This is a genomic window from bacterium (assembly GCA_035505375.1).
GTDB lineage: Bacteria > Hydrothermota > Tepidihabitantia > Tepidihabitantales > Tepidihabitantaceae > UBA2258.
Genome location: DATJQV010000066.1, coordinates 1 through 12040, shown reverse-complemented (window position 1 = coordinate 12040; position 12040 = coordinate 1). Strand labels below are relative to the sequence as shown.

The 12040-nt window shown below is 61.0% G+C and carries 10 protein-coding genes; 5 read left to right on the top strand and 5 right to left on the bottom strand.

Translation table 11 applies throughout. From position 1 onward, the window contains the following. Positions 1–35: 35 nt before the first annotated feature. The 5 genes from VMH22_10090 to VMH22_10070 are packed head-to-tail and all read right to left on the bottom strand — an operon-like array spanning position 36 to position 5971. A complete protein-coding gene (locus VMH22_10090; GenBank protein ID HTW92044.1) occupies positions 36–1199 on the bottom strand; it encodes a 2-hydroxyacyl-CoA dehydratase family protein in 1164 nt (387 codons plus the stop codon). Further along, positions 1190–2587: an ASKHA domain-containing protein gene (locus tag VMH22_10085; GenBank protein ID HTW92043.1), complete on the bottom strand. Its 1398-nt coding sequence runs from the start codon at positions 2585–2587 to the stop codon at positions 1190–1192. Before VMH22_10085 ends, VMH22_10090 begins: the two co-directional genes overlap by 10 nt. Beyond that, entirely contained in the window at positions 2587–3588 is a 1002-nt protein-coding gene (locus VMH22_10080; GenBank protein ID HTW92042.1) for a uroporphyrinogen decarboxylase family protein, read from the bottom strand. The genes VMH22_10085 and VMH22_10080 overlap by 1 nt, the downstream gene beginning before the upstream one ends. A gap of 23 nt (positions 3589–3611) precedes the next feature. Continuing rightward, positions 3612–4265 carry a corrinoid protein gene (locus VMH22_10075; GenBank protein HTW92041.1) on the bottom strand — a complete coding sequence of 218 codons (654 nt, stop codon included), beginning with the start codon at positions 4263–4265 and terminating at the stop codon, positions 3612–3614. Between the two features lie 11 nt (positions 4266–4276). Beyond that, positions 4277–5971, bottom strand: coding sequence for a hypothetical protein (locus VMH22_10070; GenBank protein HTW92040.1), 1695 nt, complete (start codon positions 5969–5971; stop codon positions 4277–4279). 812 nt (positions 5972–6783) lie between these two features. Between VMH22_10070 and VMH22_10065 the strand changes: the two genes are divergently transcribed. The 5 genes from VMH22_10065 to VMH22_10045 all read left to right on the top strand — a co-directional run. Further along, on the top strand, positions 6784–8367 hold the full coding sequence (locus VMH22_10065; protein HTW92039.1) for a hypothetical protein: 1584 nt from the start codon (positions 6784–6786) through the stop codon (positions 8365–8367). Positions 8368–8418: 51 nt separating this feature from the next. Beyond that, positions 8419–9861, top strand: coding sequence for a FlgD immunoglobulin-like domain containing protein (locus VMH22_10060; protein HTW92038.1), 1443 nt, complete (start codon positions 8419–8421; stop codon positions 9859–9861). A gap of 48 nt (positions 9862–9909) precedes the next feature. Then, positions 9910–10077 (top strand): hypothetical protein, encoded by a 168-nt coding sequence (locus VMH22_10055; GenBank protein ID HTW92037.1) that lies wholly within the window; start codon positions 9910–9912, stop codon positions 10075–10077. Between the two features lie 83 nt (positions 10078–10160). After that, entirely contained in the window at positions 10161–11627 is a 1467-nt protein-coding gene (locus VMH22_10050) for a sialidase family protein (GenBank protein ID HTW92036.1), read from the top strand. Between the two features lie 82 nt (positions 11628–11709). After that, positions 11710–12040: hypothetical protein (locus VMH22_10045; GenBank protein HTW92035.1), on the top strand; the 331-nt coding region annotated here is incomplete at its 3' end.

Below are 12040 nucleotides of genomic sequence, written 5' to 3'. Positions count from 1 at the left end.
CCTTGATCCCTTGATCTCTCGATCCCTTTCCGCTTTCACAGTGTTTCCAAGAACGCCTCGACTCGAGTGCGCATCTGTTCCCGGTTTTCGGTTGAATAGTCGGTGTCAAGATGCAGTATGGGAATTCCCAGCGCTTCCTGCAGGCGTCGGGCCTCGAAGTTCCACGGGTCGCAATAGAGCAGCGTCTTGTACACAAGTCCCTGCACCCGGAACTCGCGGACTAGTTCCTCCGCATACGTGTGCAGGTCGGTGTTCGGACGGCGGTGCATGCACGGCCGACTGAAATAGAACCGCGCCAGCCGGTCCAGTGGGTTGCCATCCGACCGGACGCGCTCTTGCCCCCCTACTTCGCCATTTCCACTTTCCCCTCCACCAGGCACGTCCTCAGCGAACCACCGCGTACCAGTGCAGAGGATGTCGGTCACAATGTCGGCTTTCTCTTCGACAAGGTCGAGCAGCCAGCGGTCGTCTTCGGTCAGCATGCTGCCGCCGAGCATCAGCCGTGGCCGCTGCGTCTCCGGACGAGGCCGTGCCGCGACCATGCGCAGCACTTCGTCGATGAGCGAGATGGCCTTCACCGGCCCCAGCAACCATGCTGTGGCTGTCAGGTCAAGCGTCGTGCTGCCGGAAAGCAGAGGCGAGTTAGCCCGCCGGGTGTCGTTCGCCTGGCGCAGCATTGCCCGCAGATGGTTGAACGCGGCTATTTCTGACTCCAGCCGCTCGTCTGAAACGGACCGCCCGGTCAGCCCGGCCAGATCCGCAGCGAGTATATCCAATTGCCGTCGGAACTCGGCCACGCGGTGCGGCAAAGGCTCGGACGTCCGCGGCATGTAGAGCTGGAACACGGGAATGCCGAAGTGGTTCTCGATAGACTCGGGCAGACGCCGCATCATATCACAGGTGTTCACCGCCAGCACGGCGTCGACCTGCTTGTAGGCTGGGTCAAGATCAAAGTTGCCCATGCACGCGCTGCAGAACGAGCAGGCGTCGGCACGCAGGTATCTCTCGCCCGCCTCCTCGGCCGCTTGCCCGCCCCGCATCAGTCGGACCGGGATCGCGCCCGCTGCCTCGACGATTTCGACGGGAGCATAGATGCAGAAGTAGCCGATGACCTTAGCGCCCTTCCGACGTTCGGCGGCTATTTCCTCCAGCCGCTCCCACCGTATCTGCTCGAACGTCACCCGCGGTATCAGTTCCATGGTTCGAGTCCCATCGAGTCGATGAAGGTTTGCTCGAACTGCGGGTGGCTGCTCAACACCACCTCGCGGCACTTTGCAGCGAGCCGCTCCGCTTCCAAGAACAGCCTGGTGTCCAGAGCCGCCTTGACCGCGCCGAGCAGAGCCAGGTTGCTGTGCCGGCGGATGCGCTCGAGCGGTATCCGCGGCAGCAATCCGATTCTCACCGCCGCAGCGGGGTTCATCGCGGCCCCAAATTTGCCCGTCACGCACACACGCTCGACTTTAGACGCCGGCGCGTTCCACTCGGCCAGCAGCACGCGTATGGCCGCGGCAATTGCGCCCTTCGCCAGTTGCACCTCACGGATGTCTGCCTGCGAGAGGAAAACCGGTTTCGGCCCGTCGCTGAGTTCAAGGCGCGCTCCGCCGCATGTTCTGCCGGAGGCATCGACTCTGCCGACACGCACCGCCTCGGCAACGGCGTCGAGCACACCCGAACCGCAGATGCTACGCGCCTCGCCACCGCCAACAACCTCCGACACAAACCGGTCCCGCTCGTGGCGCACGGACTTGACGGCGCCGGTCTGCGCCAGGCTGCCGAACTCAAGAGTCGCGCCCTCGAACGCAGGGCCTGCGGCGGTCGACGTCACAAGCATCCGCTCACGGTTACCAAGTGCCACTTCGCCGTTGGTACCCGCGTCCACCAGCAGCGACAGCCTACTTGTTCGATACATACCGGACGCAAGAATCGCCGCGGTGCAGTCGCTGCCGACGAAAGATCCGAGCAAAGGCAGCATCTGAAACCAGATGCCTCCGCGCTCGTAAGTCAGGCTCTTGCGCAGCGGTAGCCGCGACTTGTAGGGAAACTCGCCGAGCGATGCCGGGCTCCGGCCCATGAGGAAGTGGGCCATCACCGTGTTACCCACGGCCACAACCGGGTGTTTGCGCGCGATACCAACGTCGTCCATGAACCGCAGCAGCACCGGCTCCAGACCGGCGCGACGGAGCTTCTTGCCCGCGGCGATGCGGCTCATCACATCGGCACCGAAGATCATTTGCGGATTAAGCACCTCCCGCCTTACGACGACTCGGCGCTTCTTCTCATCAACGGCGGCCAGCGAAATCGAGGTCGTTCCGATGTCTGCAGCAAGACGGAGTGCCCCTGACTTCGTGCGCGCCTTGCCACGCCGTCCGACTTGTCGGACTCGTTCGACCTCGTCCGACACGACCGCCATCGGGGCGGTCGGGACATACTGACAGGAGAGAACGCTCTTCTCTCCTTCTGCGACTAGCACCCGTACCCGGCACTTGCCGCAGGTGCCGACGCCGCCGCAATCCGACCGCAGACCTATCCCGGCGTCGTGGAGAAGCTGTCGCAGGCTGTGTCCGCCGCGTGGTGATACCGTCACCATCAGGCTGCCCCCCACGCTCTGGCAGCCGCCACCAGAGCCTTGACATTCTCTTTCGGCGTCTCGGGCGGCACATCGCAACTTGTGGAAAGCATGAGATTCTGCCCCCCGCGCGCAAGACACTCCCGCGCCGCTGTCGTAACCTGGTCAGGATTCCCTTCGAGCATCAGCTTTGTCGAGACGTTGCCCATCAGGATTGTCTTGTCGCCGACCTCCGGTCGTGCCAACGCCAGGTCCATCTCGTCGATACTCAGGAAATCCGCACCTGTGGCGGCCATATCGCGGAGCAGGCTCTTCGTCTCGCCGCAGATGTGCAGACCCGCCTTCACGCCGGACTCACGGACCGAACGGACCAGTCGCGCAAGATATGGCAGGGCGAACTCGTGGAACATCTCCGGGCTGATCAGGCTGCCGGATGCGACCGGGTCGCCGATGAACGGAATCCCGCCAGCTTCGATAATCGCGTCGGTGTAGGCAAGTTGGTTCTCGGTCGCGAGCTTCAAATACTCGTGTGCCCGTCCGGGGTCAGTCAGCAGGTCCTCGAGGAACTTGTCGATTCCGCGCAGGAAAGATGCAAGCGAGAACGGCCCTTTTAGCGAAGTCAGGATTGGCGCCTCGTCCTCGAGCAGCGCCTTCAGCCGGCGCGTGGCCTCAAGCACGACGGGCATTCGGCCATCCTTCTTCGGGTCAGCCGGCTCAAGCTTGGAAACACGCGGCGGTTCGAGCAGAAACGGGTCGTCGTCCTCGGGAATCAGCACCTGCGCACCCATCGCCTCAGCCTCCACCATCGTGTCGGAGAAGACCATTATCAGGTCGTACCCGTAGAACCGGTACGCGGAGTACAGCACCCGCGCCAGCGTATCAGGCTGCGTCACGGCCTCGGAAATGGAGAAGCCCTCCAGACGGGCCGCGTGGTTCGCCACGATCATAGGGAAGACTACGGGCCGGTCAGGCTTCACCCCGCGCATCAGCGCAGCAAACCGCCTGCTCCTGTCCGACTCCATCCCTATCCCCTAGCCCCTGACCCCTAGCCCCTAGCCGTCAGCCGTTCTATCTCTATCACCGCCGCGTGGGCATCCGGCGCGAATCCATCGGCCCCGATATTTCTGGCGAACTGCGCCGTTACCGGCGCGCCGCCCACTAAGACCTTCACACCCGGACGCAGCCCGGCCTTGTCCAACGCTTCGACCACCTTGCCCATCCGTGGCATTGTAGTAGTCATCAGCGAAGATATGCCCAGCACTGCGACGCCGTTCTCTGCAGCCTTCACGAACTCCGGCAGCGGTACGTTCCGCCCGAGGTCAACCACCTCGAACCCGGCCGCCTGCACCATTACCTTCACGATGTTCTTGCCGATGTCGTGGATGTCGCCCTGTACCACCCCGAGCGCGACCTTTCCTCTGCCCCCCATTCCCGACTCTCCGCGCCCGACTTTCGCCTTCAGTATTTCGAACCCGGCGTACATCGCCTTGGACGCGAGCAGCACTTCTGGAACAAAGCACTCCTTGGCCGCGAACTTCTCACCCATCCGGCGCATGCCTGCAGCGAGGCCTTGAGTCATGGCGTCCTGGGGCGACAAGCCCTGCTCAAGCACCTTGCGCGCCAGCTCGGCGACGAGTTCCGGCTTCATCGTCGTCACGGCCTCGGCGAGCCGGTCGAGCAGGTGGTCGGTATCAGTCACGTGCTACGCCGCTAGTTGATGTACTTCGGCAGAGCGAGCTTCACCCATTCGTCTTCCTGGTACCCGAAGTGGCTCTCCATGGTCTTGGCTACCAGGTCGCAAAGCGATACGCTGCCCTCGATCACGTGGTTCGCGCCGTAGTAGTCGGGAAACTTCCGGAACGGCGACAGGAAATCTATCAGTTCCAAAGCCTTGGGGTAGTCGATACTGCCGTAGTTCGCCAGACACTGGCTGTTGAGTTCGTCGTAGCGCCAAAGCACGTCCGGCATCTTTGACTTTGCCACGACGTTCGTCCACTCTTTCATCGCGCACAACCGCATCTCCGGCACGAGGTAGTGATTGGTGACGACCAGCAGGTCAGGCTTGGACTCGCGCTGGGGCGCAAAGAAGTAGCCCTCGTCCACCTGGGTCGGGCCCGGCTTCCAGTTCGGGTTCAAGTACGCGTGCTCCCCGAACTTCGCCGGGTCGTACTGCCTCTTCATGTAGTTGAACAGGCCGGGGTTGTACTGCTGGTACTGAGCCGGGTACTGCCATCCGTTCCAGCGGGCGAACACGCCTCGCTGCGACGGCTGGAAGCCCGTCGTGGGCAGCAAATGCTTGATCTCGGCCGGCGGGTAGCCGAGGTAATTCAGGTTTCCGGTGGTCACGCCGGTCTCGCAGACCACCGCCTGCTTGTTCGTGCCGTCGCCGATTGGGTACAGCCATGACGCGCCCCGCTGCGCCGCGACAATCGCATCCACGGTCTTCGCGGCCCCGTACCCGCTGTGGGCGGCGTACCGTACCATCAGGAGCGAATTCAGTCCCGGCCGCCCGGGGTCGCAATTGCCCGACGGAACCATGTCCACGCCGATGCCCACGCCCATGCTGTTCACCGCCGTGACGCTACCTGCAAAACCCGGCGCGGTCTGGCTTACGAGCGGCAGCGCGGGCTGCCCGTTAGGAAGACTGTAGGACGGGTTGTAAACAACCAGGCACGCCGTATCCTGAAACACGTCCGCGGTCGGGAACTGGAAATCGCGGCCAAAGAAGAACTGGTTGTGCGGAGCCGCCACGGCGTTGCCGAACGCGGCGAAGGCATTGCACCCGAAGTTCAGCGGCACGCGGAAAAGCTCCGCCGTGGGCGGCGCCGCCGCGGTCAACCCGGGAACCGAACCGGCCATCTTCGGCACGATTGCCCCTACCCAGTCCAGAATCCCAAGTCCCGTGTAGATTGCCGAGACCAACACGTCGACGCCGACGTTCAGCGATAGCAGATTCTGGAAGGTCACCGGCGACGTCGAATCATCGTACTTGCACCCGTCAACGATACCCTGCATCTCCTGGCGCAGCGGCTCGGGAATGTCATTCGGATGCAAAGTGTAGACTATCTGACACCAATCCTTGATGCCGTGCATCAGCGCCCGGTACAACCTCTCGCGTTCGAGCCCCTCCAGCTTCGGGTCGATGAACGCAAGCACGATCTTGTCCACGAACTCACTCGTCATGCGGCGCACGTCCGGCTCGGCAAGCTGTCCCATCAGATGGCCCATCTGGTAACCGTTGCCCTCGACGTAGAACGCCTTCTTGGGTTTGCCGGTCGCCGTGTTCTTTGCGGTCTTGTGCTCGGCCGCATACCCTCGCATGCCTTCCCACGTTACGGTCCTCTTGACCACGAACTGGTCGCTGTCAAACCCCTGCCTGATTTCCGCATCGGTCTTCAGAGCCACGTCTCCTCCTTGTTACGTGCGACTACCCTACGCCACGATTCGCAAGATGTCAACCGCTGCCCCAAGAAAAGGTCCACCACAGAAGTCACGTAGAAAGCAGAAAGGACGTGGCCGGAGTCCGGTCCCGCTCTCTGTATCTCTGTGCGCTCTGTGGTTAAGTACTGGATTCAGGGCCGCTGACTCTTGCCGTCTGAGCATCACAACTATGATAGTCTGAAGCCGTCACCGGGCAACAGAAACCGAGTCGGCATGCGCGTAAGAGTCGTGTCCCGGTGCTCGCACACTGCGGCAAGCAGGTCGCCAATTGGACACGAGACTTGGGTTCGCGCTACCCCCTTCTATGCGATTGTGGTAGTCAGCGATACCCTTGTATCGTAAGTAACGTATTTACGTGCCTTAGGGGGGGGGGCAGAAAGGAGGAAGATTTCTGTTGACTTCGGCGGGAACGGACTAGAATCTTGGTGTCTAGCGGAGTTAGTGGAACCATGAACGGGCCAAACCATCAGCTATGCAGCATCCGACCAGAAATCGGAGGCCTCCGCTGGCCCGAACCCGAACCCCTGTCCGCGCATTCCAGTTGCGTCAAGAACACAATACAATTACGCCATTGCGTCCGCACGGCCATTTCTGCGCCGCCACTCTCGTAATTCTCATGGTTTCGCGCAGAACACAAACGAAAAGGGCAGCACCTGAAACTCCCAGCCAGGAATAGTCAGGTTCAGAGAATGAACTCTGTGCTGCCCAAGAGAATTATAGCCTGGGGGAAGCGTGCACACAAGTGCGCGCAATCTGAGCAACAAAAGGAGGTCTATATGCTCAGAGCGATTCTCTGCTGCGTACTGATCGCAGCCACTGCGACCATGGCCTGGGTGCAGTTGGACAACGTCCCCGTGACGAACGGCGAGGGCACCCGAATCACAGGCGGAAGACTGGCCGACAACGATTGGCACTACTGGGTATACGGTGTTTTCCCATACGGCAGCCAGACGCACTACGGGTGGGCCAGAGTGGACCAAACCACCCCGCAGTGGAATATCGATTATGGCGCTCCCTTCCCCTATCTGGAGTGGACATCGGCCACGTTTCAGCGGCAGGGCAACGGAGTGTTCTTCTTCAGTGGGTATGCGCCAAGTAACCAGACCGGTAAGTTGTACATGGACGACCTGCGATACTTTTGGTACCCTACTTCGGTCAATCTGCCCATTACTCCTGGCGACGGCTCCTGCATCACCTACGTTCCGTACGGGAACACCCCTGGCTGGGTGTATTACCTCAGCAAGAGTAACGGCGGGCAATTCTGGCGCTACTCTCTGATATCGTCTGATAACGTCGTTGTGGACGGCATCTGCCCGGGCGAAGGTACCATTACCGGCAACTCGACCCCACTGTTCCAGTGGGACAGTGCTGCAACTACGCAATATCGGTTGCAGGTAGCGACCGATTCGTCCTTCTGCAGCACCATAATAGACGTGACTGGATCCGATCCGCAGTATCAGGTTACGACTGCGCTCGACAACGCCAGCTACTACTGGCGCACCGGCACTCCCGACCCGAATGGTCCCGGCTGGTGTTGGAACGGCCCGCACAAGTTCATAGTCGACTACGGATGGATACAACTCACGGGTCTAACAGACAATAGCGGAGGCGTCGGTGCGTCGATGGCGTACAAGGGCAGCTTCGGCAACTCAGGCCACGCCTCGATTCTCCTGCTTGTCGGGGGTGGCTCAACGCACTTCTGGGAGTACAACCTCACGTCGGGCGAGTGGAACCAGCTTACGTCCAGTCCTGCTGCCTATCCGCAGTATGAAGGAACTTCGCTCACTACTCAGGATGCAACCGGCGTGACCGATGGGCGCTATGCGTGGGCGTCGTTCGGCGGGCAGCAGAGTGGGGAGGACTTTCCGTGGTTCTACAGCCCCTTCTCGAATTCCTGGTACGTGTGGAATACGCGCGACAGCCGCCCGTACTACGACCCGCAGTATCTTGAGAATGTCACCGCGGAGGCTTCGATGGTGTTCTGCGAGCAGCATGTGCAGTATATGGTCACTGGCTCATGCGAATTCTTCAGAGTTGACCCGCCGTCGGACGAAGTCCTTCAGGCTGCTGAGCAGATGGCCAATGTCACCGGTCCAGCAAGAACACAGGCTCATGCCGTCTCGCGCTACTGCGGCGTAGAAGTCGAATACCAACTGAGCAAGGCTACCCACGTGCGTGCGACGCTGCACGATGCGCTTGGCAGGCGAGTTGGGGTGCTCGACGCCGGCGAACAGAAGCCCGGGTTGCACCGGCTGAGTTGGAATACAGATCGTGTGGCACAGAAGCTGAGCGCCGGTGCCTATTTCGTTTTGCTTGACATGGGCGCGGAGAAAGCCAGGCTTAAGGCAGTGATTAGATAGACCCAATATTCGGAGGGGCGGAGTTCCCGCCCCTCCGAGATAGGAATGCTGGTGAGAAACGTCCTGCTGCTGTTCGTTCCTATCGCGCTCTTCGCGCAAGTGCAGGTGGAGACTATCATAAGGCTTCCCCGTGGCTCAGACCGCATGCTGAGCAATGCGGCCTATCTGCCGGAGCTGAACAAGCTCTACGCCGCCAGCGAGCCCGACCGGTACTACGTCATTGATTGCTCAACTTATCGGGTGGTGGACTCCATTTCTGATGAGGTGTATGGTGAGATGGGTCACGCCTGGAACTGGCGCAGGCTGAAGCTCTACGCCCTTGGCCGCAACATGTCAGACAGCATATTGGCCATTGACGCCGCAGCCGACACGGTCATACGCTGGCTGCACTTCTGCAGTCGTATGCCCTCGATGGTCTACTTGAGTGACGTCGACCGTCTGTACAAGGCGGCGGTGGAGACTCTTTACGCGTTTGACGGCGCTACCGACTCTGTCGTGCGCCGGGCTACGCTTGGGGGGGTGAGCACGAACGCGTGCTGGGACTCGGCCGGCCGGAAACTCTACGTGGAGCAAGGGGGCGATAAGCAGCTCTACGTCTATGACTACGTCGCCGACTCGGTCTTGAAGGTGATTGATGTGAGCCGAGTGAGCGGAGTACAACCCGATGCCCTTCTCTTCAATAACTCCTTCCACAAGGCGTACGTCGCGCCTTTCCAGGGAGAGCCCGGACCTTCGAATGTAGGTATCATTGATACGGAACGCGACACGCTGGTCGGCACCTTGCCGGTGCGAATCTGGGGCGGGCTCTATGGCCAGGCAGCCGTTGACGAGCGGGACGACAAGGTCTATTTCGCCGATGAAAATGGTAGCGCCGACTCGGATACGATGTGGGTCGTCGACTGCGCCACGGACTCGGTTCGAAAGAAGGTCGACTACAGTCCGGACGGGGGCACGTGGATCGTACGGTGGGTGCCGTGGAGCAATCGTGTTTATCAAGTCACCACCGCCTCTCTCCCGTATTGGAATAGTTGCATAAAGGTGCTCGACTGCAACACCGATTCGTTCATAGTGAAACAGATGCTGGTGAACCATGCGGCGATCCGAGATATCCAACTCGACCCGATACGCCAGCGCATATTCGTCGTCGGGGTTGACACGAATGACATCTACGTTCTGCGTGATACCGGGTACGGGATCGCGGAAGCGAAGCAGACCGAGCCGCGTGTGTCTTCGGGATTGCAGGTGAGGACCATGCCGGGTTGGTTTGATGTCCTGTATTTCCTTGCCTCGCCAAGCCATGTGGACCTCTCTGTCTACGACCTAACGGGCCGAGAAGTCAGACGCCTTGTCGGCGAAGACCAGACGACAGGTCAGCACTCCGCGGTCTGGAACTGCACCAACCGTAATGGAGCCGCAATTGCCCATGGCGTCTACTTCATTCGTCTTGACGCGCCGGGCCGCGCTGATGTGACCAAGGTCGTGATGACAAGGTGAGCCGCAGTACAACTACGGCGGCGGTGATTCACCCTCCCAGGTGGGGTCATGTCCCGCGCCGCTCTGCTCGACATCAGCGGCCGGAAGGTCCTCGACCTCCATCCGGGCTCGAATGATGTGCGGGCGCTGGCATCCGGTGTCTACTTTGTGCGGGAAGAGCCATCAGCCGTGAGCCGCCAGCCGTCGGCCGTCACCAAGATCGTCATTACCCGGTAGGCGAGAAGAAAGAAGATGGCGCATAGCAGGAGACAGCATTCAGGGAGGGGCGGGCTGTCCCGCCCCTCCGAGATTGGACGCTAATGATGAAACCGATTCTGCTGCTCCTCTGGTCTGCTGCCCTCGCCTCTGCCTCGTTTGGGCCGAACGTCCGCGTTGATCACCAGTACCAGTCCCAATACGAGTGCGGCTACTGCGCAATTGCCGTCGGCCAAGGCGCGCCGTCACACCAGCCAGTCTACATTGCGTTCGAGGGCGATACTACCGGCCGCTGCGACGTCTGGTTCCAGAAGTCCACCGATGCCGGCAGAACCTGGCTGCCCGAGGACATGCTGATTCGACGCGGAGACCGCTACGCAGCCGACCCTGACATCACGACCGACGCGGACGGCAACGTCTATGTCGAATACATCGACGAGTACATTGACACTACTGGGGGTCGCCACTACCATATCTCGTGCCAGCGCTCAAGCGACGGCGGGACAACGTGGACCGCACCGGCCAGAGTCGATGACAGCTTAGACAGAGTGATCGGCTCGGCCCGGATCGCTGCGGACCCAGCCGGCAACCTCCTCTGCGTCTGGAACGGCCGACACATCTGGTCATCCGCGTCGACCGACCGGGGAGCGACGTGGGGCCAGGTTGTACAAGTGGACGACGACACGACGAACCGGGGCTGCTACCAACCAGATGTCTTTATCCAGCCGGGTACGAATCAGTACCTTGTGGTTGCGGAGGTTCCGCACTGGTACGATTCGACACCGCACATCGGGATGTGTGCCTACCTGTATCGCTCGTTCGACCGCGGCCTGACTTTCCAACCCGGGGTCCAGCTCGACACGTTTGATTACTACGCTTCCTCACCTCATGTCGTCGCCGAACGGGACCACATCATCTGCGACTACACCGGCGCTGGTGAGAGTCTTTACGGCCACCAGGATCTCACCGAGTTCCGTACGTTCTGCTCTGGGCCGGACACGTGGGGCAGCCCTGTAGCGATTCGACCGTCGTGCGACGACGCCAAGCTCGCCCTCTCAGGCGACGGCCGCGTGCACACGGCGTTGACGATGTATACCATGGGACCCAACAAAACCTACGTATACTACGCATCCTCGTCGAACCACGGCGCCTCTTGGTCCGATCCCGAACTCGTCAATGAAGACACCCTGAGTACCGGCTTCCCGGACATCGGCGCCGACTCCGCCGGTTACGCCGACGTGGTCTGGGCGCAAGGGCCCAACTCCGGCGGGCAGTTCCGGATCTGGTTCGCGACCAACAACCCGCTTGCCATCGCCGAAGAATCCCGCAGGCCCAGCTCCGCACGGCCAATCGCTACCGTCATCCGCGGCGTGCTGTTCCAGCCCGAGGCCTCAGGCCTCAAGCCACAAGTCACAAGCCTGCTCGATGTCAGCGGGCGGAAGGTCATAGACCTCAGGCCCGGCGCGAATGATGTGCGGGCGCTGGCACCTGGTGTCTACTTCGTCCGAGCCGAGCCGTCAGCCGCGAGCCGTCAGCCGTCGGCCGTCACCAAGGTCGTCATTACTCGGTAGAAGAGGAAAGTAGACGGCGTATAGCAGAAGGCAGCTTTCAGGGCGGCGGGATTGCCGCCCCTCCGGGATTGGAGCACCTGCAATGAAGCATGCGCTATGCCTACTCGCTTTGCCTGTTACCATCGCCTTTGCCTCGTTCGGGCCGAGCGTACGTATCGACCATAGTGATGTGCCGACGAATTGGATGCAATCTCCGGCGATAACGCTTGGACCACGTACACCATCTGGTCAGACGGTCTACGTTGCGTTCCAGAAAGACTCGCTGCTGCTGACCGGCTCGGCGAACACTCTGGCGAACACCTCCTGTATCATGTTCCAGAAATCGACCGACGGCGGTAGGACATGGCTGCCTGCTGATGTGCTCATTCACCGCGGCAGTCCACTTGCGGAATGGCCCGACATAGTGACCGATT

What these genes read in the sequence shown, in the direction of transcription:
- VMH22_10090 (HTW92044.1), bottom strand. Translation starts at nt 1,199, where the DNA reads ATGGAACTGATACCGCGGGTGACGTTCGAGCAGATACGGTGGGAGCGG.
- VMH22_10085 (HTW92043.1), bottom strand. Translation starts at nt 2,587, where the DNA reads ATGGTGACGGTATCACCACGCGGCGGACACAGCCTGCGACAGCTTCTC.
- VMH22_10080 (HTW92042.1), bottom strand. Translation starts at nt 3,588, where the DNA reads ATGGAGTCGGACAGGAGCAGGCGGTTTGCTGCGCTGATGCGCGGGGTG.
- VMH22_10065 (HTW92039.1), top strand. Translation starts at nt 6,784, where the DNA reads ATGCTCAGAGCGATTCTCTGCTGCGTACTGATCGCAGCCACTGCGACC.
- VMH22_10055 (HTW92037.1), top strand. Translation starts at nt 9,910, where the DNA reads ATGTCCCGCGCCGCTCTGCTCGACATCAGCGGCCGGAAGGTCCTCGAC.
- VMH22_10050 (HTW92036.1), top strand. Translation starts at nt 10,161, where the DNA reads ATGATGAAACCGATTCTGCTGCTCCTCTGGTCTGCTGCCCTCGCCTCT.